General features: G+C 53.0%; 19 protein-coding genes. 6 read left to right on the top strand and 13 right to left on the bottom strand.

Annotated elements, in window-relative coordinates:
* Nucleotides 1–137 precede the first annotated feature (137 nt).
* The 5 genes from SJQ66_RS22505 to SJQ66_RS22485 all read right to left on the bottom strand — a co-directional run bounded on the left by SJQ66_RS22505 (nt 138) and on the right by SJQ66_RS22485 (nt 8,993).
* Entirely contained in the window at nt 138–1,397 is a 1,260-nt protein-coding gene (locus SJQ66_RS22505; protein ID WP_024902872.1) for an arsenic transporter, read from the bottom strand.
* A gap of 222 nt (nt 1,398–1,619) precedes the next feature.
* Complete coding sequence (locus SJQ66_RS22500) at nt 1,620–2,861, bottom strand: hypothetical protein (RefSeq protein ID WP_157684979.1); 1,242 nt, start codon at nt 2,859–2,861, stop codon at nt 1,620–1,622.
* A 15-nt stretch (nt 2,862–2,876) separates the two neighbouring features.
* Entirely contained in the window at nt 2,877–3,635 is a 759-nt protein-coding gene (locus tag SJQ66_RS22495; RefSeq protein ID WP_157684978.1) for a hypothetical protein, read from the bottom strand.
* Nucleotides 3,636–4,154: 519 nt separating this feature from the next.
* On the bottom strand, nt 4,155–5,537 hold the full coding sequence (locus SJQ66_RS22490; protein ID WP_320534576.1) for a putative Ig domain-containing protein: 1,383 nt from the start codon (nt 5,535–5,537) through the stop codon (nt 4,155–4,157).
* A gap of 54 nt (nt 5,538–5,591) precedes the next feature.
* On the bottom strand, nt 5,592–8,993 hold the full coding sequence (locus SJQ66_RS22485; RefSeq protein ID WP_320534575.1) for an ATP-binding protein: 3,402 nt from the start codon (nt 8,991–8,993) through the stop codon (nt 5,592–5,594).
* A 416-nt stretch (nt 8,994–9,409) separates the two neighbouring features.
* On the opposite strand from SJQ66_RS22485, the gene SJQ66_RS22480 reads away from it, so the two are divergent.
* Together SJQ66_RS22480 and SJQ66_RS22475 are read left to right on the top strand one after the other, a co-directional pair.
* Complete coding sequence (locus SJQ66_RS22480; protein WP_024902867.1) at nt 9,410–10,060, top strand: response regulator; 651 nt, start codon at nt 9,410–9,412, stop codon at nt 10,058–10,060.
* Between the two features lie 80 nt (nt 10,061–10,140).
* Nucleotides 10,141–11,334, top strand: a complete 1,194-nt coding sequence (locus tag SJQ66_RS22475) for an EAL domain-containing protein (RefSeq protein ID WP_320534574.1) — start codon at nt 10,141–10,143, stop codon at nt 11,332–11,334.
* A gap of 52 nt (nt 11,335–11,386) precedes the next feature.
* Here the strand turns inward: SJQ66_RS22475 and SJQ66_RS22470 are convergent, their stop codons facing one another.
* From SJQ66_RS22470 to SJQ66_RS22435, 8 genes are all read right to left on the bottom strand, one after another.
* Nucleotides 11,387–11,878, bottom strand: coding sequence for a lytic transglycosylase domain-containing protein (locus SJQ66_RS22470; protein ID WP_320534573.1), 492 nt, complete (start codon nt 11,876–11,878; stop codon nt 11,387–11,389).
* A 100-nt stretch (nt 11,879–11,978) separates the two neighbouring features.
* Nucleotides 11,979–12,236: a hypothetical protein gene (locus SJQ66_RS22465; protein ID WP_320534572.1), complete on the bottom strand. Its 258-nt coding sequence runs from the start codon at nt 12,234–12,236 to the stop codon at nt 11,979–11,981.
* Nucleotides 12,233–12,907, bottom strand: coding sequence for a hypothetical protein (locus SJQ66_RS22460; RefSeq protein ID WP_024902863.1), 675 nt, complete (start codon nt 12,905–12,907; stop codon nt 12,233–12,235). Before SJQ66_RS22460 ends, SJQ66_RS22465 begins: the two co-directional genes overlap by 4 nt.
* Nucleotides 12,855–13,466 (bottom strand): OrgA/MxiK family T3SS sorting platform protein, encoded by a 612-nt coding sequence (locus SJQ66_RS22455; RefSeq protein ID WP_081764858.1) that lies wholly within the window; start codon nt 13,464–13,466, stop codon nt 12,855–12,857. Before SJQ66_RS22455 ends, SJQ66_RS22460 begins: the two co-directional genes overlap by 53 nt.
* Nucleotides 13,463–14,254 (bottom strand): EscJ/YscJ/HrcJ family type III secretion inner membrane ring protein, encoded by a 792-nt coding sequence (locus SJQ66_RS22450; protein ID WP_236693602.1) that lies wholly within the window; start codon nt 14,252–14,254, stop codon nt 13,463–13,465. Before SJQ66_RS22450 ends, SJQ66_RS22455 begins: the two co-directional genes overlap by 4 nt.
* 138 nt (nt 14,255–14,392) lie before the next feature.
* Complete coding sequence (locus tag SJQ66_RS22445; RefSeq protein WP_046153704.1) at nt 14,393–14,677, bottom strand: EscF/YscF/HrpA family type III secretion system needle major subunit; 285 nt, start codon at nt 14,675–14,677, stop codon at nt 14,393–14,395.
* A 56-nt stretch (nt 14,678–14,733) separates the two neighbouring features.
* Nucleotides 14,734–15,024 (bottom strand): type III secretion system needle filament subunit SctF, encoded by a 291-nt coding sequence (gene sctF, locus SJQ66_RS22440; RefSeq protein WP_024902860.1) that lies wholly within the window; start codon nt 15,022–15,024, stop codon nt 14,734–14,736.
* A gap of 1 nt (nt 15,025) precedes the next feature.
* Nucleotides 15,026–16,300: a PrgH/EprH family type III secretion apparatus protein gene (locus SJQ66_RS22435; RefSeq protein WP_320534571.1), complete on the bottom strand. Its 1,275-nt coding sequence runs from the start codon at nt 16,298–16,300 to the stop codon at nt 15,026–15,028.
* A gap of 369 nt (nt 16,301–16,669) precedes the next feature.
* On the opposite strand from SJQ66_RS22435, the gene SJQ66_RS29785 reads away from it, so the two are divergent.
* The 4 genes from SJQ66_RS29785 (at nt 16,670) to SJQ66_RS22420 (ending at nt 22,592) form a co-directional block, all read left to right on the top strand.
* Nucleotides 16,670–17,290: a helix-turn-helix domain-containing protein gene (locus tag SJQ66_RS29785; RefSeq protein ID WP_024902858.1), complete on the top strand. Its 621-nt coding sequence runs from the start codon at nt 16,670–16,672 to the stop codon at nt 17,288–17,290.
* 77 nt (nt 17,291–17,367) lie between these two features.
* Entirely contained in the window at nt 17,368–19,260 is a 1,893-nt protein-coding gene (sctC, locus tag SJQ66_RS22430) for a type III secretion system outer membrane ring subunit SctC (RefSeq protein WP_320534570.1), read from the top strand.
* Complete coding sequence (locus SJQ66_RS22425) at nt 19,244–20,380, top strand: HrpJ domain-containing protein (RefSeq protein WP_024902856.1); 1,137 nt, start codon at nt 19,244–19,246, stop codon at nt 20,378–20,380. The genes sctC and SJQ66_RS22425 overlap by 17 nt, the downstream gene beginning before the upstream one ends.
* Nucleotides 20,381–20,435: 55 nt before the next feature.
* Nucleotides 20,436–22,592, top strand: coding sequence for an EscV/YscV/HrcV family type III secretion system export apparatus protein (locus SJQ66_RS22420; RefSeq protein WP_244141669.1), 2,157 nt, complete (start codon nt 20,436–20,438; stop codon nt 22,590–22,592).
* Nucleotides 22,593–22,600: the final 8 nt, after the last annotated feature.

Raw genomic sequence — 22,600 nt, 5'->3', positions numbered from 1 at the left:
GCGACCGATGAACCGGGCTAAACACGTTTAGCCACGATGCACGCGCCGATGGAATACCAGCATGATCAATTAGGTTCGGCCCTAAGCGGCAACGGATTGTTCCCTGAATGACCGTCTGCAAGGTACATTCGGAGGGCTTACAATGCAACGGAAAGCAATGCCGCTACCAATGCGGGCAACGTTACTACCATGCCAAGCTTGAGGAAGGACCAAGCCGTCACTTCGATTCCGCTCCGGCGCAGTGTCGTGAGCCAAAGAAGCGTGGCGAGAGAACCCGTGAGCGAGAAATTGGGACCCAGATCAAGGCCTACGAGGATTGCGCTTGCTGCAGAAGGTGTTGCGTGGGCTGTGGCGAGCGCTGAGCCTGCGATCAACCCGGCAGGAAGATTGTTGATGAGATTACAGGCAAGGGCCGTGACGACACCGGAGAGCCAGCCTGCGTGAGCAGGGATGTTTTTCGACATTGACATGAGAATGCCGGCCAGACTATCTACTACGCCTGTGCGCTGTAGACCTTCTACCAAGATAAACAAACCGGCAACCAGCGGCAGGACGCTCCACGAAATCTCGGAAAGGTGAGAAGCGAGAAATTTTTTCTTAAGCATGCAGATGGTCAGGAATAGCGTCAAGCCCGCGCAAAATGTTGTAAGCCCTAGCGGCATGTCACATTCCGATGCACTTAATATGGTGATCGCCATTGCGGCAATGCCGAAGCCTGTTGCTTTGCCCGCCGTAGAGAGTTGCGGGAGCGCGACGTCCGCCATAATGGCTTCTGTCAATTCTTCACGATGCATCAGGCGCAATGACAGGTAGGTGAGCGAGACACTTAACAGGGTCGGCAAAGCGAATCGATCAAGCCAACTCAACAGTGAAGGCATTCGATCCTGGAAGATAACGAGATTCGCAGGGTTGGAGATCGGTAGGGCGAAGCTTGCAGCATTTGCCACAAATGCACAGATATAAAGATATGGCAGAGGCTGTTTTGCCTTTACGACTCGGGCTACGGTAATAACAGCCGGGGTCAATACGACAGCGGTTGCGTCATTGGAGAGAAAAACGGTAACAATCGTCCCAACGCAATAAATCAAGAAGAAGAGATTCTTTTGCGAACCGCGAGCAAGCTTTGCGGCAAGTGCCGCCATATAGTCGAAAAGCCCCTCTTTACGGGCAAGTTCCGATGCCACCATCATACCGATCAGAAACAGGTAGACATCATGTCCCTTGCCAATGGCAGTGAGCGCTTCGGACCAAGGCAGCAATCCTAAGACACATAGACTGAGTGCTCCGAACACAGCCCATACAGCCTCTGGTAACTTGAATGGTCCAACAATCACGCCGAGGGTTGATGCGGCGGCAATCGCCTCGATTGAAAGAGCACGGCTTGGCAATGCAATCATTATTATGTGAGGATCGTAAAGAGCCAATTCGTGTAGCAGACGATGCAATATCAAGGGAAATGCTTGCCGCTTACGATGGGCATGCCTTTCGTTATGTCGCACGTCGTGACACAAATCCGCGGATAAAAAAGATGGGGTGGTTACCAGTCAGGCTGGTCACGCCTGTGGAAAGACCAAGATTGTGGTGGTGGCGTAACCGGGAATGAGGGTGACCCGCTACTACTAACGGTTTGCTCGGAAAATGTTTACATCCCCGATAGCTAATCTAAGGATGTATTGCATCAAGCTGTCGCAATTTGCGTTCGTCACTTTTTTGGTCCATCTCGGATCGCGATGAGACGCGCGAACGGCGGCGGCCTTAGGCGCTGAACTGCTTGCGATCAGACTCGACGGGAACTCGCTGCCTGCCTCCACCGCAGCGCGATTAATTTCCGCATCTGCTTGCCCTCGCACCAATTTTGCACTAACCTCCGTTGCCGCACGACGGTATGACTGTAATTCCCGAAACATGCCTGGAGGGAGCAGCGCTAACGTGAGTGCATCCTGGTTATTCGCAAGGGGAAAGAGCAGGGCATCTCGCCGGCCCGCAGCGCGCGACACTGCGCGAAGCAATTGGATAACTGCGTCAGTTTCACCTTTCTTTGCGAATTCATCGGTTACCAGCAACGTGGGCGATTGGTGTTCTTCCATAAAAGAAACGATCGGCGCAGGTATCTGCGCTGAGCCGACAATCTGACGCTCTGTGCACGCGGTGAACCCGATCAGATCTTGATGACTTTCCGCAAATCTTGTCGAATTTTTAGCGGCGTTTGCAACGTCACGTCGCCAATTCCGCGCATCGTCCGGCGTAAATATCATATCGCCAAAGACTTTTGAAAGATCTTGCGCGAGCGCCGTGTCTGTGAAAGTAGTGGCTGTCTCGTGCGCGGCATTGCAGAGTGAACACACTGTTTGCATCAGCGCGGCGATCTCTGCGGTGCGATCAACGCGATATATTTCTTCAACTACCCATGGGCGCAAGGACAAGTCAATCGCTTTCGACGATAGATGACATTGTATTGCAGACAAGGGAAGGCCTGAGGTCGAGGTCATTGTTCCCGATTTATCCACTGAAGACGCTGCTTGATCGTGTGGTCGAGCGGCAACCCGGCAAGGCGATACTGCTGACATATCCGAATCCTGTCTATCCTTATTCGACGCCACTGAAGCAACATATGCGCTAAGTCGCGGCCAGAGCAGCGAGAAGCACTCTGATTGTGACGGGATTACCGGTCTTCTATAGACGGCGCGCGGTGTTTGCGTCATCTTGACCGTGGCAATACCTTGAGAACATTGCGAGAATAGCGATTTAAAATTTCCTGGTGCTTCTGCGCCGGATTTCGCAACGTGCCGGTGTAAGTATTTGCCGCCGTGGATGACTGTATCAAACGCGTATCTCGCGCGTGATCCCAAAAAATTAATCATCTTATGGTTCCTCGATTAGCCTGGCTGGAATCTTTGATGGCTTTCCGAAAATGAATGCAAACTCACTCGACCCAGTTGTCCTTGAACGTCCTCCAATCCGAACGATGCTCTATAGTGCGCAACGTCTGTTTGACCAAATTGGACACAGCCAAGATAGAAGGTTTGCGTGTCCTTGACGATATTCAACGCTAACGAGGAACACCTACCCTTCCAAGAGACGGTCGCTCGAATCGTAAAATAATCGGCGGTATTGATATGAAATTTTTCTAGGTTTGCAACGATAAGGCGAACATCGTGTCCGTCAAGGCCGGGACGCGTGATCACCAGGCTGTTGTGACTGTTTCGGCCGACTGACAGTACACGCCGCCAGTCAGCATCAAGTGGCCGTTCATGCAGGGTCATGAAATCGATCGTTCCATTCCGGCTGCCATCTACACCGAGTGTCATCGTGTAGGTGGAGATCGTGTCGGAGCGCAATCGATCCTTTGTGTAAATGGAAAAGTATTGCGCCTCACTTGCCGTGCTTCGCATCGAATGCATCGCCAACACGTTGATCGGTTCGCGTCGATGTTGGCCTATTGCGTAGATCGTGCTTCCATCGGTCGATCGCTTGATACGTTCGATGTGTCGAATCGAGCATGCATGACGGCGTTTTCCTGATGGGGACTGATTGGTCTCTATGCAGAATGCTCGGAAATCATTCCGAACGTAACCGGTCACGTTAAATTCGGTGGTTCGTGTTTGTGTTTTCCGCGCGCCGTCGGCGGCGAACAAGGCATAGTTGCATTGAGGTGCGATCGCGTCAGCGGCCTCCGTTGAACCCGGTGCGTGGTATTGGGGGCAGGGAGTCCTACTTGCCGCGGCGACATTGCTGACGTTGCTGAGCAAGGCAAGCAATGTCAGAAATTGCGTCCTATTGACGTGCCGCAAGTGTGTTCCCTGGCGCTGAGCGATCTGGCGTAGCACCTCGGCCTGCTCAAGTGGCGTAGGGTTATTCTCCCGCTTCCGCGATATCTCGAAAGCGCCCAGGCGCGCGCGATGGATATCCGCCACGGATGACCGTTTTCCAACGGGCATCACTTATTTGACTCTGATTTTTCAGGTCCTGTCTTTAAAAAAGTCATCCGTTGCAACTCCCGCATTTAGCCGCCTCGGACATTTATAACCGAGTATATACGAGGGAAAATATCAAAAAACGGTCGTGCCAGTACTACAAATGGAACCAACAAACCTCTGACGCTGGCTGACAGGTAAACAAAGCCCGATGACTTGCCGCGCGCATTCTGGACGTTATCATGGTACGTAAACCTCGGCGTCGCTGCCGATTGACAAAACTTGCCCTGAGGGTAAACGCAGCATCTCCGCATTTTCTTGCGATAACGCGAGAGAACCGGTGTTGGCCCACGTTCCGGTGCCTGGCGTGTAGCGTTCCGCCGACGTGCTTGCCGTAGACGTGCTGCCCACTTCGCCGCCGGCGACCAAGACGCTTCCGTCGAGTAAAGTTGCCATGCCATGATAAATGCGTGTGGCAGACAACGCACCGGTCGCTGTCCAGGTATCGCTGGTCACGTCATAAATTTCCGTTGACGAGATGTTGTTACCGTTACCGTCTAGGCCACCCGCAATCAACACATTGCCGTTTTGTTGCAATGCAGCCTTGTGCAACGAGCGCGGTACGTTCATCGCCCCGGTGCTCGTCCACGAGTCGGTGGCCGGCGTGTATCGCTCGCCCATTAAACCTGCGACTAATACTTGCCCATTCGATAGCAGCGTCGCGGTATGACCGAGTTCCGCTGCCAACATCGAACCGGCGGTAGTCCATGTCCCGCTGGACGGCACATAACGTTCCGTGCTGGTCATGCCGAAGATGGGTGCGCCGGACGTGCCGCCGGCCGCAAGTACGGAGCCGTCAGGCAATCGGGTCGCAGTATGGAAGGCGCGGGCTTGATTCAGTGTCGCAATTACATGCCATTGTCGCGTGGACGGATTATAAATTTCAGCACTTCCAAGCGCGGTGGTGTTCGAACTCGGCGTGGCGTACCCACCTATCACCAGCCCGGTGCCGTCGGTCAATAACGTGGCAGTGTGTGCCAACCGAGGACTATTCATGGCGCCCACGGTGGTCCAGGTATTGGTTTTCGGGTTATACGTCTCTGCGATAGCGACTGGTGCAGTATTGCTGTTAGCACTGGTCAGTCCTCCCGCGACGAGTACTGTCCCGTCGTCCAACAAGGTAGCCGTGCCACCAAAATGAGGGCTGGCCGGCGCCGCCACCGTTGTCCAGGTTCCTGGATTCACAACGGTAATCGTAATCTTTGTTTGCGTACTCCCAAGGGCATTGCCAGCCACCACGGTATATGTCGTGGTGGGACTCGTGGCGTTAGGCGTGCCGCCAATGCGCCCGTTAGCGCTATCCAGTGTCAGCCCAGCCGGTAGCGCGGGTGAAATACCATAAGAGCTTGCGGTGCCGCCTGTCGTGGTGGCGATGTTATCCGCTATTGCCGTGCCAGTTCCGTAAAGCGCATACGTTTGTTCGTATGTAATGCCGGTCGGTGCGGTATTTGCCCCCGTGCCAACGGCGTTGCCCGTGGTCTCCGTGCCACCGGGGTTACTCGGCGTCCCAGGACCGCAACCTCCCATGAGCGCGGCGGCAACAACGACAGTAGTCCATTTCATGATTGCCATCCCGGATCCGTTCATGGAGCAACCTGCAAAAGCCATAAGATTATTTTAAAGTGTGCGCTGAGCGACTGATTTCAGCTTACTTTCAATCTGCACGATAAGATAACACCATGCTTGTTGCAATGGACCGTCCTGTGGGGCTTGGACCGCGTCCGCCACCGATTCGAGTGATGCAATCAACGTCTCGTCACCCAATGCAAGCAGAGCGCCCCGCAGGCGGTGCACGAGACGCTTCGTCAAAGGCTTATCGTACGCTGTGATCGCGGCATCTAAACTGGCACGGTCTTTCGTCCACTCGTTTTGAAAAGCACGCCACAAAATGTCGTCTAACGGAGTGTACGATGTGGTTGTTGAATCGATGTCGCTATTAATGGGATTAACGCTTTTCCCCGCAAAGCGATCAAGTATCCGCGCCAGATCATCGAGCGACACAGGCTTGTCTAATTGTCCGTCGAATGCTGTTTCGGAAAAGGACGGGGCGTCCCTCACCGATGCCGTGGTACAGATAATCGTTGCTTGTGGATCGACTCGGCGAATTTCGCGCAACAAGTCGGGGCCGTCGAGTTCTGGCATCGATAGATCGGTAATCACTAGGTCCGCTGGTTGTTCGTGCCATAGCGCCAGCGCGGCAAGCCCATTCGCGGCGCTGCGGATACGATGACATCCGAGTCGTCGCAATTGATCGGTAAGCAATCTACGGCTCACGTCTTCGTCTTCCGCGATCAAGATATCCAAATCTGCCGCGGTACGTTGAGGCGGGTACATAGGCTGGCTTTCCGGCACCGGCGTGCGGCCTGATAATTGTCGCAGTGCACTGCGTAAGGCCTGTCTTGATAAAGACGTCAAATACCATATTCCATCCGCGTGACGTGGCACCAGGGGATGGTCGCTCGCCAGGCAGATCGTTCCTAGCTTCGGAGCCACCCTGCCGGACAGGGTATGTGCCGCCAGTAATTCCGGCCCGTTGCGACCGTCGGTCCTGTCGATGTCGCTGGATGTTACCAGGATGTCCAGTGAAGCATCTTCCTGCGCATCGGCGTCCGGCAGCGTCACGAAGCGGCCGCCCCAGCGCGAAACGCGTCGTGCAAAGGCTGCTTGCCACTCCGGATCGCGTATATCGGTGCCGATGTGCAAATCGCGTAGTCTTGGCGCCGTGCCATCGTAGTCGTCCGCATCGTTCATGCGCGGATCACGGATTGCGCCGAAGGGTAGGTCTACACGAAACGTACTGCCTGTTCCCGGCGCGCTGGTCAACGTAATGTCACCGCCCATCAGTTTCGCCAACTTTCGACATAAAAATAACCCAAGGCCTGTTCCGCCGAATCGCCTGCTGATCGTGTTGTCAGCTTGTGACATGGGGCTGAATAAGGTGGATTGCACCGTGGACGGGATGCCGATACCGGTATCAGTGACCTCGAGTCTAACCAGGCTCCGCGCGTCGCTGATAATGAGATGGCTTCGGACGACGATCACGCCGCTTTCCGTAAACTTGGTTGCATTGCTGAGCAGGTTTAATAAAATTTGCCCGGTTCGTTGCGGATCACCATGAACGTTGTCATCCAACCTGGGGTCGGTGAAGCATAAACAGCGTACGCCACGCCGCGTGATCGCGGGCGCGAATTGCTGGACCGCTTGCTCCACTACATCGTTGACGCACATGCGTACCGAGTTGATCGTCAACGCATTGGATTCGACTTTCGTCAAATCAAGTAGATCGTCCACAATCTGTAGCAGCGAGCCAAAAGCGCGGCGGATCAGAGCGACACGCTCCCGATGTTCGGTTTCGATAACTTCTCGCTCTAGTAATTCGAGATGACCGGAAGCGCCGTGCAGTGGCGTTCTTATCTCATGCGTCATCAAAGCGAGAAACATCGATTTTGCCTTATTTGCCTCATCCGCTTTTTCCTTGACTTGAATCAGCAGGCGTTCGTTTTCTTTCTTGAAATTCAGGTCGACCAGACCGAAGAGCACGGCTACCCGACCGCCATATGGCGTACGCGATGCGGCCACGCCAATGTGATTGGTGCGATTGGCGCCCACTGGCCACGCAACCTCTCTAAACACATGATCGCCCGCTTCGTGGGAGGAGGGCCAGTCGCGGGCGATGCGTGTATAGAAATCGATACTGCGTTTTCCGTTGTCATCCGCAAGCATCTGTGTGGCTACCGCATTTTCCAGGACTACTTCGTTTGTTTCAGGAACGTAGACGGCCACGCCAACGGGAATGGTGTCGATGACTGATTTGCTGAAATGCTCCGCTTCGATTCGTTTTTGAATGCTGACGCTGAGTGGACCCGCAATCCGTTTGTCGAAAAAGATGACAGAACCCCATAGGAATAGCAATGAGGCTAGCACAATGCACAGCCCCAGAATGGCTTCTCGATGAAGGCTCGCTACGACATCACGCCAATCGAATACATAAACGGCGACCCAGCCCGGGCCATTGATTTTTTGGCTGATATAAAACACACCACCATCGCGATAGCTACGCAGCGTGCCGTCTGAGTGTCCAATCACCGAGGATTGCCGTTGAATTGCGCGATACCGTCGCTTATCGGCTGCGGAGCTTGGTGAGAACCCCAAATTCTGTTGGCTTGCGCTGTCGAGTACAAAAAACCCCGGCGTCCGTTCGCTATGCAGGAAGAATTGAAGAAAATCATCGAATCCGACGCTTACATCAATTGTCAGAACGCGTTGCTCTCCATGAAAAATAGGTAGGACAATCTCGGATATCGCTGTTTTCTTTGCCTCTCCTCGATTGAGGATATCGACACCAGCCTCTGGCAGGCGCCGGTCCGTTACCCAAAACGGCCGGTTTGCGCGCAACTCGCGGGGTGATTGGCCCGATAGCAGATTTTCCGCGAATGCGGTCTTGGATACGTTAAAGCGCACGGCACCTTCTTGGCGTGCCACGCGTTGGGCCGCTTCGTCCAAAGGTGGAGAAAACGCCATGAATTTGCCGTCCGGCGAATAGATGCCCCCGTGCAAGGTAACGCCGATCTTGCGCGCGTCAATGGATGGCGCGGCCGAGACGTCCCGCAAGATACGAAGTAGGCCGGCCAATCGTTCAGCGTCGCTTGAATTCGAGAGACTGCTTACGAGCGTGAAGGGAGTGACAGTGAGATCGGGGTTCGTTCCGGTGACGTCGTTGCCTTCGCGCAGCCGAAGCTGATAGGTTTGCAATGGTACGTCATCTTTTTGATGTAGTGACCAGGCAGCTTCATACAGATCGACAAATTGCATGAGCCGCACCGAGAGGTTGTCGACCTCTGATTTTACTTGTTCCCGTTTTGTGACGAAGAGTGCGACCTGTTTATCTCGATACTGATCGACAACGGTGATGGAAGCGAGTACAGCAACACCCAAGATCGCGATCGACAGCGTTACGGCCGCGCCATACAGCAATCGTCGATGGTATCGGTAACTACGCGCCAGAATGCGTTGCGGCATTGCGCTCACTACTCCTTATTGTTTGTGGCCATATCCCAACACGGCTTGGGATATGGCCTATTCGATATTGCATCTACGCCTCTGTGCGAAGCGATTCACCTTCGACACAATACATGCACTAACGGTCACCTGCTAGTGATTGACTTTATGTTAGGTTTATTTTTTAATAAATATTATTTTAATAAAAAATAATTCTAATATTAAGCGACTAGTGGCTAATAAAATACTTTTCAACGGGACGCAGTCATGTTATATCTCAAAGTTACGATGGTCTGGTTTGCGTTTGTGGGAATTGTCATATGCTTGCTCCGCGGCGCAAAGGATGATTTCTAACGTTCGATTGACGATTTACCCAGGATGGTGGCTGTCGGGTAAAAGGGTTCGTGACAAGCGCGAAGTGACGGTAGGAGAATGACATGAAGAAGATCTCGGTAGGACTGGCGGACGATCATCCCATTATCTTGCTGGGCGTCACGCAAGTGTTGACACAACACAGTGATATCGATGTGCAGTTTAGCTGCTCGTCAATAGGGGATCTGTTTCAACACCTCTCCGACACCCCAGTAGATGTATTGTTGTGTGACTTTGAGTTTGCAGACGATGCACAGGCGGACGGTGTTGACCTTTTGAAGCGAATCAAGCGCGTTGCGCCGAATACAAAAGTAGTGATCCTGAGTTCTCATACCGGATCACACATCGTTTCAACATCGCTGGCCGCTGGCGCGTCTGGTTTTATTGGAAAAGCCCGAAGCGATTGCGCAAATCTACCTCATGCCATCCGTGAAGTTCAAAGCGGAAGCATTTACTTGCCAGGGTCTATTGCAAGCGCGGTACTGTCAAATATTTTTCAAGGTGTCGACAAAGCTACAGGCTTGAGTGCGTTGTCTGAAAAGGAATCAATCGTGGCGCGTATGACTTGCGACGGATTTTCCATTTCTGAGATAGCAGCTCGGATTCACCGGAGCCCGAAGACGGTCAGTAATCAAAAAGGTGCCGCCATGCGAAAGCTAGGGGCGAGAAATGACGTTGAATTGGCCAGTATCATGCGTGAGCTTAAGCGCGACTAGGGAGGTAGACGGTGGTCTCTGTCCGTGCGGTTCCGTGTCCGGCACACTGTCATGTGGTAGTTGCTTACCCCGACACCCTTGTGCGTGAACGGATCATTGCGACGTTGCGGCAGCACTTTCAAGGCAGAATGCGCATTGACGTAAGCGAAGTCAGCCGGCTGTCGGATGTACGCAAGGCGCTCGACGAACATCAGCCTGAACTGGTCGTATCGGCATGGCGTCTGGATCAAGGTACCATATTCGAGGTACTCGACAGCCTGGGCCAAGCCGTACGCGTACCGCTGCTGGTTGTTATTGGTATGCCGACCCGCGACTTGGAACGTGCTGCCAATGTGTATGCGCGGTATTTGCGGCTACCCGCCCCGATATTCGCTGATCGTCCATCGGTGCTGCCCGATCAGACAATCTCAATCGCGCCTTCACTGCCGATGCCACGTCCGTTGCGCCTAGCGCGGCTGTTTGATCACGACGCCGGTGTTCCTTCGGATATTGAAAAAAGGGAATTGCAAGAGGCGCTAAGGCAAGGTGCCATTGCGGCCATGGCGCAGCCGCAGTACTGTCTGATGTCTGGCGAAATCGTGGGTGTCGAACTATTGGCACGATGGCAACTTGCCTCCGGCGAGATGCTATCGCCGGACTATTTCGTACCACTTATCTCGAAGCTCCGCATGGATCTCACGTTGTTCGAAACCATGTTGAACTCGGCCGCATTACTGCATGAGAAGATGCGGTCGCATGGGCGATTTCGGGTGCAACCATTGAAGTTCTCGATCAATGTGTCCGCTACCGCAGTGAGATCCGCAAGCGCCGCGCAGGCACTGGCGCATAGTGTGCATGTTCGTGGTCTCGATAAACATATTGTCATTGAGGTTACCGAAGACGGTGGCGAGCGCTGTGCTAACGCCCTGGCGGGCGCCGTAGGTCACTGGCGTCTATGCGGATTCGACTGCGCGATCGATGATTTCGGAGCGGGAGCATCATCGTTTCGTCGCTGGCGACTGGCACCATTCAATGTTCTGAAAATTGACCGTGCGTCACTTTGGGGTGCGCGTGCCGGTATGGCTGGTAACGCAAAGAGATGTGCCAACCTGAGGAAGGTCGTGTTGCTTGCGCAAGCGATGAGGATGCAAACAGTCGCCGAGGGAATCGAAACTTCGGAAGATCAAGAACTCGCTCGTGCAATCGGCTGCGATACAGGACAAGGATATCTTTTTTCAAAACCATTGAGCACCGATGCATTTATAGCACTTTTGAATCAGTCAGGTCGGTTTTGACGCGAATACCGACTTTCCTGGCATAGCGTTATTCGCGATGACATAACCCGACTTAGTGTTGCAGCATTGCAGATTGAAAATCTGACGACCGGACCGCCAATGACGTCCATTGTCCTGGCGTGATTGTCTCATGTTTCGTGGTCGAATCCAACGCGCGGCGCGGAGATTTCACTGCATAATATTGATTGAATATACGTTGCGCATAGTCCGTCTGTCGAGAGCGGGTGAGTGCATTGTAGCTGCCGACGGCACGCCATGTGGCGCCGTATCGTGCGATGTTTTGCGATAATATCCATGCACCAACCCGCTCATTGGTACAACCGTCAAATAGCTGCTTCTCACCGACGCCATACTTTTTCAAAGCGGGTAACCATGCACTGTTTATCTGCATGACACCGATGTCGATCGATCCGTCGCGGTTGCGATGCGTGGCGTCCGCGCGGAAGCCCGACTCCTGTGCTGCAATGACATGCAAAAGGACAGGATCGATGTCATAGATATGTGCTGCCTCGACCAGGCAGTCGCTCGCATACGCCGATTGCATGATTTTCCACATGGCGTACGCAGCAACAGAAGCACGGAGAAATATCCAACAACGCGGCGTACCACGACAAGGCAAAGGCGGCGGTACTCCACGCTCGGTGTCAGAACATGTCGGATTCATATTGCAAGGTAGGGCTTGCGTCGGGCGCATCGTCATCTTTGAGGTACGAATAAGCGGCTGTCAACGCAGCCGCGAAGTGCTGTAGATCCGCCGGGGTGATGGTGTCAGAAAGTGTCTGGGCCGCCGCAGCAGCCCGACCGCTGAAGGAGGTGTTGCCGGTTTCAGTGACCTGCATCGCGTCGCCCCGGACGGCGGAATCCGGACTCATACCGAGGAATGGTGGAAGGGTGGTTGTCATGGCGCTTGCCTATCATCGGTTGGTTGAAGACGTGCCATCAATGCAGAAAGCATATGCTTGGCGTTGGAAAGATTGGTTGGCTTGCTGTTATGCACAAGCTTGTTACTGATTTCGGACGATGCTTCCGGCGGATAAAAAGATATCGAGAAGCGACCGTTGCTGATCACGAATCGGTTGCTTGGCGACGATGCTAATTTGATGCGACGACCACTACTTGTTCGCAGTTGATCTACACCTGCGCAAGATAGCCTGCACCATCTAGGCACGTAAACGGTAATGGACTCATCTCCACCAACGTTCTTTACTTCAATATATTCCTCGATCAAAGCACGGGCTGTCTCGGTGTCACGGAACAGGCGTTCGACGTCGGCCGTGATGGCAGCATAAAAGTCACTGAGTTGTGTTTCGTACGACATCGATAAATGCTCAATCTGATTAGCCACTTCTTCCACTAATACCGTCAGGCCGTCGCGATAGCCTTCGCTTCTTGCCACAACGTACTGGTTTGCGGCCTCACGAGTTGCACAGTCGACAATCCGTCGCGCGGCCTTTCGTGCGGCTACGTCTAAGGCATCCCGACGATTGACCTTATAGAGCGCTTTTCGCCGATACAAAACGTCAGCCTCTGCTTCCGGTGCCTTCGCGTATATCTTGTGCAAGATTTTTTGCATAGCACATTGCCGTTGAAAACGTTGTAAACGAAACCCAGCTTTGCGTCCCCTTTGCAACCAGTTGTCTTTGCAGCAGGGTCGCATCGTTATCCGTACTGGCTGGGAAACATAATGCAAGGCGCTCGCTTAAGACCGTAGGAATCGTGGGGTATGTAATCCGTAAAGCAACCAGGCCGCAGGCAATGGGGTCTACTGCGCTTGTACGCGCGACAGCCGGCACGGCAAGCTGCGGCAAAGGCAATTCGAGGAAGCGTCTGGCGTATTGACTTAACTGCCGGTAGCGAGTGGACAAGCGCCACTCCGCACGTTGACTAAAAAGCCCGAGCAGCAAACACAGCTCGGGAATCCATGCCCAACTACGTAGCAGAATCGCCGTGCACGCGTCGATGGGTATCGTTTCAAGGGGAGCGTCTCCAAGTCCGTATTGCGCGACGATCAGCGCGTTGCGCGTCGCACGGGTCAGTGAAAGCCATGCCTCAGGTGCCATAGGTAGACGGGAGGGATGTAAATAGCTGTCGGGATCAAGCAGGATTTGTAACAGGTAGTCGAAACTGGTCATTTTCGTTTCGTATCAAAAAGATTACGACCGATAGTCAGACGGTTGAATAGCCTTTGAAATCGGCCGCCGGGCTTACGTTCAGTCGGCGCGATGTCATCCACGATGTCGTCATCGCCATGTCTTGCACGCCAACGTGGCGTGGCCAGACGAGACTGAATACCGAACCCGACGGCGGCTACCAACGCCAATATCCCGATGATCATGGTGAGCGTTGCCGAAAGCCCTATCCATGCCGCGCCTGTCGATGAAACAGTCTCTACGTTCTTGGCAGGTAGCGCGTGAAATACTGGCGCACTGCGTTCGGCAAGTACCGAGATATCGTCATAGTCGATCTTTTCAAAGCTATTCTTGACGTAGCGCTTGACCTCGCTGATCAACGTATCCTCATCGACCTCGCCCGAATAAATGATCAGTACGGCGACATGCATTTTCTGCGGACCATCGATATCTCCCGTTAGTGGATAACTGACGTTAACACGTGCCCGAACCACATGATCCAGCGCGTTTAAATTACTGGAAAGACGTTGTTCTATATAAGAAATCAAACGAGAGTGTTCCGCCAAGGGCGTAGAAATCAGGCTGTCGGCTGGAAATGCCTGACTTATCTGAATATCGGCCGGTTGTGGCAAGTCGAATTTTCGCGCCAGATCGACTGCGGCGGGGAAGTCCTGGCGAGCGACATCCACTTCATAAACGCCTTTCCCTAGGTCTCGCTTTATGGCCGTAACACCGTGACGTTGCAAGACCGCGACCACATTATTGACTTGTGTTTCCGAGAGCCCCGACAACAGCGATTCGCTATGACAGGCGGATAGCACGAGTACGCCTGCAAACGAAAAAAATCGTAAGGTATGGCGACCGCAGGCACCGAAACAAACACGCGCCGAAACGTAGGGGAACAAGAAGACGGTGCGACCTCCCACGGCTTATCCTTTCACCAGGGTTTCCACGCCCGTCGCCAGGCGTTTGACGACGCCACTGATAACCGCGTTATTTACGGAGTAGTTCGCCAGTTCTACCTGGAATGCCGCGAGGGCGGCGGGGTTCGCGTAGGCACCGGGTGATTGCATGAATTGGTCGATGCGATGCCGCGCAGACAACATCTCATCCGTGAGATTTTGAGCGGCCGAGCGCAACGCCACGTCCAGACTTCGATGCTCCTGAATGGCGCTGGCCGAGAAAATCGGTTGAACCGCTGAGAGGGCTTGCATTGATGGATATCCTGAAGAGCGAACGTAACATTGCGTGAAAAGGTAAAGAAACGTGTTTAACGCAGCTTGCTTGCGATATCGGAGTCGATATCCTTCATGGCCTTGACAGCACTGCTTTGTGCATTACGGAACATGGTGTATTCGGACAGGATGGCTTGATAATTGGCAAGCGCCGCTGGGCTCGACGGATCGCTTTGCAGCGTGGCCAAGGCGGCATCCAAATCAGAGCTTAGACTTCCCACGCCGGCATTGAAACCTTTTGCGATATCGACAATATACATATCGAGGTTGGGGTCGAGGCCACCGCCGGACGCTGGCATATCAGTAGCTTGAATAGATGATGGCATTTTAGTTTTCCTTGCTTGAGTTGTTGAAATACCAGTGTTCGGGATCGACCAAGATATAGCCGTCCACGCCTGTCTGGCGCGATTTACCGTTTAGCCAGATGGTTTTTAAGGCCAGGCTAAAGCGGATTTTCCGATGACCCCAGTCATGCGAAAAATGTCGAGCGAGATCCGCGACGGCGGATAACGCGTAATCAGTGACATAGCCCGTGATGAAGAACGTGACATACCCGTGAGATTGAATCTCCGAAAACGTAACGGGAATACGCGTCAGTGATGACTTTGCCATCGCTATGACATCAGCAGGTGCTTGCTCTTGGATATGCACGCCTTTTGCAAACGGGAATACCGGTGCAAGCAATTCCGATGCCTCGTCGATTTGTTTACGTAGCGTGGAATTGTCCTCGCCATCATGCTTCACAAGCACCAATTCCGGCTCGCTTACCTTATCGAGTCGTATTGTGTAGTAGTCTATATTGTGCTCGTTCAGTACCTCTTCGGCCTTGGAAATAAGATCCGAAGCGTATAAGACGACAGGTCTTGATGCCAGCGGATACCTGAGTGCTATTTGATCATCCCAATCTTTAACGCTAGCCGTTCGCGCAATGATGTAGTGGGTACCGTTCTTGGTCACGATATCATTCGTGCCCCAACCGTTATCGAACGCATTGGCGACTCGTGCGGTATCTGCGCCAGATGAAAGATATCGTGCAATCCCCCATAGAGAAAATGCCAGAAAAGCGGTTGCCATGCATACAGCGCCCCTTCGTCGTCCAAGAAACCTATGTTTAAAAGTGGCGTCGACAGTCACCGATGAGTCGGCGACCGCAAGCACCCCGTTATCCGTATCGCTTTTCTCAGCCACCGGCAAAAACGCGCATATGCTATCGGACCAAGGCATATCTGCCGGTCGGACAGAAAATGCAATATCGCCATATCGACAGACTGAATTGAACGCGCAGTTCTCCACCAAGAGGTCACTACCATTGATCCATTCGATCCGAAGTTTTCCCGCTTCTGCTTCGGACGTGGTCGCATCATCGTCGTTCGTGCCAGATAGTGCTGCGTTCCGTACATGATCTTCCGTATTCCGAGCGTGCGACGTCGGAAAGTGAATGCGAAAATTTACCCCGGACTTGTGGTGCGGAATATGCAATGCGTTGATTGCTAACTGTGCCGCATCCGTCGCGTTATCTTTGTCCCTTCCTTCATATTGACCGGAGCCGACAAAAACGAATAGTGAGCGCTGGTTCGGAAGCAGCAAGTCCACGCCAAACATCGGTCCAAAGAGGACGCGTAACTCGTAGATCGAATCGGCATCCGTCAGCACTGAGCTCATTTCGTGCCTTTCACCACGCATGCATATAGGTGAAGCATGCAAATCAATTCATCAGAACGAGAGCGTGTTTTCGTTCAACCAGGGGTGAATGAAAACAGGATTGCCTGAGTATCGTCAATATCTAACCACGGATATTCGATATTCGAGGCAAGGATGAACGAAAAGTAGGCGCAAGCCCATTAGCAAACGGGCATCGCGCCATGTCTTGATATCTACGGCATCCGTACAATGTGATTTATTCAATAAGGCAATGAAAAGATAAAGCAGACATAAAACGGTTATCTATTTCGAACGGTACAAGGTATGTGAATGATGGTTACGAAAGAGAAAACATACTGCATAACGGTGGATCGAAATCACCTGCTGATAGAGGAGTATGGTGCGAGCGAGAAATCGGAGCGTGGGAGTCTGCCTACCACTCGCGTTGCAAGCTTGCTTGCCTTTGTCGAAAGTGCGCAATGTTTTGACGTCAGTCATGTGAATCGCGCGGCAGGAAGTGAGATTCCTGCGACGCTATCGTTCAGGATCGCCGATTTACCTAGTGTTTCCGGGTTTAACCGGTGGTTATGTGAATGCGTGATAAACGATGATCCGCGCATTGAACCACTGCGAAATTTTCTACGTGTCCAGGAAGCGTATCAGCTTGTTCTCTTCTTGCTCCGCGCATATGACGGCCATACATCGGTAGCGAGACTGGCGCAGCGTTATGGGTTGTCCGCGGTTCAGTTCAGGCGTATCTGCCGCAGCATCTTTGGTTGCGGTTTAAAGCAACGTTTGCGCCAGTGGCGAGCGTTGAATGCATTGCACGATATTTTGTCCCGACATGAAACGTTGACTGAGTTGGCCTATCAGCATGGTTTCTCATCGTCGTCGCATTTTTCGCAAGAAATTAAATTTCATTTTGGGGCAAGGCCTGGATGCTTGAGGTAACGGTGAGAGTCTTTGGAAGTTTGACTGAGTGCACGGTCGGCCTATGCGGGATCGTGCAGCGGCACACGAATGGCTGCATGAAAAATGGCAGAAACCTGGTGGCGATTTTCATCGCTTGTCTTTCACCGGGTTTCGCCCATGCGCAGTTGATTGATGCGGATGCTAATTCACATATCCTGTCATCAGGCGTTGTATCAGATGCACCGCGTTTTATAGCACAGAATACAAGTTTGTCCGATGTCTTCGACGCCATTCAAGGAAAGATTGGACGGCCGATTGTCGTAAGTCCCAAAACGCAAGCCCTTTTCGTTACCGGAACTTTCGACCTCAACACCCCAATGGCAACGTTGAGGCAACTTGTTAAAACCATGGGTTTGATGACGTACGACGACGGTCGATCTCTGTATGTCTATCGTGACAGCGAAATCGGCGGCTCGGTGATACAAATGGGCCATCAACGTTTAGGAGATGTGCGCACCTTTTTAAGATCCTCAAACCTTTACGATGAGCAGTACCCCATCATCGGGGCCGACAGCGCTGGTGTCTTCTATGTTTCCGGGCCGCCTATATACGTTCGCCTGGTGGTGGCGGCAGCGAAGTATCTGGACCAGCTTCCGGGATTTCAAAACAATACCGCAATGGTTTTTCGCATTGTGCCATTGCACAACTCATTCGTGGTTGATCGCCGTTATAAGGTTCGCGATGAGATAGTCGACATGCCCGGTGTGGCCGATGTCATTCGGAGATTATTTTCGTCCCACGCCAATGGTCAGACCACATCGGACGCGTCTGTCGCGGCCGGCATGCACGCGCCGGACGTTTCCGGTCAAGATATTCTGAAATTACCACTGCCGACAACGCGAGACGTTGATGGCAGTGGTGTTAAGAATACCGATGCAGAGCCGGGCGTCGTCAGCTCGATTCCTATGCAGTCCAACACCGTTTGGGACGTTCGGATGGTATCGAACCCAGATGGGAACAGTATTCTTTTATATGGACCGAGAGAGCACGTCGACATGGTTGAGCGCGCTATCCGCGCGGTAGACGTCCCGAAGCGTCAGATCGAATTGTCCCTCTGGATTATCGACGTTGATCGCCAGAAACTGGATGAACTAGGCATAAACTGGCAGTCATCCGTGGCTGCCGGGCCTATTACCGCAACGGCGAACGGTAGCCAGATGGCTGCGTTGAACGGCATTACTTTCTTGGCAACCATCAATGCATTGACGGAAAAAGGCCAGGCAACCATCGTATCCAGGCCAATCGTTTTGACCGAAGAAAACGTGCCGGCTGTTTTTGACAATAGTCATACCGAGTATTACCCGTTGGTAGGTGAGCGTACAGCCGCACTGGAACATTTCTCGTATGGCACGATCGTTCGTGTGTTGCCGCGGCTCACGCGTGATGGAAGAGAGGTCGAGATGATCGTGACGGTGCAAGACGGCAGTTCGCAGAATAGCGGCAGCCGATCTAAAAATACGCCGGTGATTCCTGTGGTAAGCGACACGCAGATCAGTACGGTCGCCCGCGTTCCTCGGTTCAAGAGTCTGCTGTTGGGCGGCAGCACAATCGATCAGCACGAGACCACCACGTACTACATTCCCGGTCTATGGAAGATTCCTTATCTTGGAAGGCTTTTCCGGATGGATCGCACCCGCACGGAACATATGGTGCGCCTTTTTCTGATTCAGCCACGCATCTTGAATCGGGATGATAGTTGGCTTGGCGAGCAGACGCTGGAAGCGGGCGACCTGGTCGGCACGCGTTCGCAAATGGCCGAGACAAGTCGTATGTTGACGCAATACCTCACTGATCTGGATGACGGGCAAGGCGAACCTTTGGACGAGACTAGCGACGACACCAATAAGCATCCGGGCACTAACGTGCATGATGTAACTCCGCAGTCGGGCAAAAACGTCAGCAAGCGGGGCGGTCAGGCGTCGGGGACAGAAAGTGCAACGCATCAGTAATCCATCTCAGGACACGCGGCCGAGCCTAGCCGGATTCGGTGGCAACAACATCTCAACGAGCCCGGCGGTTGCGGTGGCAGGTGCCGCGAATGCGGCTGTGCATATCGATACGCCGGAAGAACGCGTCTTCGCTTTGCAGGAAGACCTCGGAATGATGTTGGCGCAGAATGCTCGTCGAAAGGACGTTGAGCGTAGCCGCAATCGCGTGTCCGATGAAGCCGAATCGATCCTAGAGGAAGATCGTGAGTTCCGCCTGGCGACACTCACGCGTGTACTTAAATCCGGGGAGCGAAATCTGCGAGATCTCCTGCGCCAGGCACGCCTTCTTTTCCCCGATGATAGCGATCTCGTACTCGCCCTGCGTGCGCGGAAGCGCGTAGCTTCGGCTTCTAGCAACATTGATCGAGAGTCGGGCGCGGCCGTCACGAGCGACGTCAACGATTCGGTTTTACTCAATGCGGCGATCGACATGGTGTTTCGGGAGGGAAACGCGCAACACATAAAAGCCGGTATCAATGCGGCGTCCGCGGCTCGTCGCTTCGCGGAACGGATGGCGCTGGATGCACGTGCCTTGCGGAAGTTGTACCGTGATTTTCTGGACTTTGCCGATGCACTACCTGATCTTTACGATGACTGGATTGAACGATTCGACTACACGAGGCGTACCGGGCTAACTTGTTTTGTCGGTGATACGCTGAAGGCGGACCGCAGAGCGATGGACCCAAGTTGCTCTCAGGAAGCATTTTCGTGGCTGTTTGCGCAGTGCAATGTGTTGCGAATGATGGTGGCGGCGGATAGGACGTTCGTGATGCAACTTCCGATGAACGTGGTAACGACCCCGGTCCTCAACTTGGAAGGGATGGATGAGGTTGATCGGCGCTACCAGGCGGGCTCGGACATGTTATCCGGGTTGGTGACCACGCTGATGCGTGATGCCAAACAGGTCCCGTTGGCATTGACTGCACTATGTACACAGGTGGAAACGCTCGAAGCGCGGGAGCGGTTCATTCAGCGCGCCTATTGCGCGCTTGCTGCTTTACCGCTCGCACTTTTTCCTGACGCGATTTCCCGTCAAACCGTTCTGCAAGCCGTGTTAAATCTTGCCACACCTGGTTTTTAGTGTCGTTAGCGCAAGCACCGGGCCTGTGTTTGGCGATTGAAGTCAACGACACTTTTTGTCTGTTTTTCTCATGAATTTTATTGCGAATGCACGTAACTTTCTCTTAGCACTTCAACGCAAGCCCGAGCTCGCGGTGCTGTGCTTGATCATCATGATCATTGGCATGCTGGTAGTGCCGTTGCCCCCTGATTTGCTCGACTTTCTGATCGCAGTCAATATGATCACCGCGGTGCTTGTGCTGATGAGCGCGCTGCACGTTGTCAACATGCTGAGTCTGTCCACATTCCCCGCAATTGTATTGCTGACGACTTTGTTCAGGCTCGCGCTTTCAATCAGCAGCAGTCGATTGATTCTGATGACCGGGCACGCCGGACAAATCATTCAGACATTTGGGGAGTTCGTCATCGGCCAAAACATCGTGGTGGGCCTGGTGATCTTTGCAATCGTGACCGTGGTGCAGTTCATCGTCATTACCAAGGGGTCTGAACGGGTAGCAGAGGTAGCCGCCCGTTTTTCACTGGATGCCATGCCTGGCAAGCAAATGAGCATCGATGCCGACTTCAGGGCGGGCATTATCGATGGTAATGGGGTCCGCGTGCGCCGCAGCGCACTTGAGCGTGAAAGTCAATTGTACGGATCGTTCGATGGTGCAATGAAGTTTATCAAGGGTGATGCCATTGCAGGAATTCTGATTATATTTGTCAACCTTATCGGCGGCGTGACGGTCGGTACTTTAAAGCAACATTTGACAATCTCCGAATCAATGTCGACCTATACGATCCTAAGTGTAGGGGATGCATTGGTGGGGCAAATTCCGGCGCTGTTAATTTCAATGGGCGCTGGCTTCCTTGTGACTCGAGTGGCCGGTAGCGATCGCAATCTGGGTCATGACATCGTTTCAGAGATTCTGTCGAGCGATCCGGTGTTAGGCATCTCGGCGGCGTTATCGGCCGTGATTGGGTTGTTACCAGGATTTCCTCTTCCGGTATTTCTGGTCGTATCAACTGGTCTAGGACTTCTATGCTGGAAGCGTCGTCGGCGGCGTGGACCCGGGATGGAAAAAATATCTGATGAGGAGGCGGCGAACGGCATACCCACACTTATAAACCAATCGGCCGGAGACATTGGATCACATTCTGCATTATCCGGAACCGATAGCGTGCCAGTTGGTCATCCAGTTGTCGTTCTTCTACCCCAGTACAGTCGTCAATACATATCTGTTGCCGCATTGTCTGCATCCTTACGCGGCAGAATGTTAGGTGATGCGGGGCTATTATTGCCGGAGATCTTTGTCGGTTTCAGCGCTGTCGCGGATGAAGGCGGGACAGAAATGCGAGGCGAACGCCGTACGTCTTCGCATGTTGACCCGGAGGAAAAACATCGTGTCGTTATTCGTATAAATGACGTGGACGCCGCGGTCCTGCACATCGCATTTGACGGTGTACGTTTGATAGGCGGTGCCGATATGGTCCGCGGTCTTGGCGTCGGCGTGTCACGTATGGCTGATTGCGATGGCGATTTGGCCGAGTGGGCACAGATCGATGTCGGCAGATTAAGGCAACTGGGCGTGACATTCCGTGAAGCAATTGACGAGCTACATGATCAATTCATCACGGTTGCACTACGGAACAGTAATGAATTTTTCGGTATTCAAGAAACAAAGAATTTGCTCGATACACTTGACCCGCGTTATCCAGAGTTGTTGAAAGAGGTCTATCGCCAACTCCCGATCCAGAAGCTGTGCGAAATATTGCGTCGCCTGCTAGTGGAACGCGTTGCGATCAAGAACATGAAACTGATTTTGGAAACGCTTGCGAATTGGGGGATGCGTGAAAAGGATAGTCTCGTTCTTGTGGAGCATGTGAGGATTGCATTGAGCAGGTACATATCCCATCGCCTCGCGTCCGACGGGAGGGTGAAGGTACTCGTGCTGACACCGGAATTCGAAGACAAGATTCGTGGTGGTATCAAGAACAACGCGGCAGGTACCTTCTTGAATCTAAGCCCTGATATCGCCAATGACCTGATCGACAGAATCGCGGGAGCGATGTCAGCACTGACTGCCATTCGCAGGGATTTCGTTTTGCTAGCTTCCATGGATGTGCGTCGTTACGCACGAGCGTTGATAGAAAATCGCTTTCCGGGATTACAAGTAATTTCTTTTGGAGAGGTGTCGGATAACGTTGCAATCGATGTACTCGGAAATATCTAGATAAGGAG

The sequence above is a fragment of the Robbsia andropogonis genome (assembly GCF_034047095.1).
Classification (GTDB): Bacteria; Pseudomonadota; Gammaproteobacteria; order Burkholderiales; family Burkholderiaceae; genus Robbsia; species Robbsia andropogonis.
Note: the sequence above shows the minus strand (reverse complement) of the source record. Positions and strands in the feature narration are given on the sequence as shown.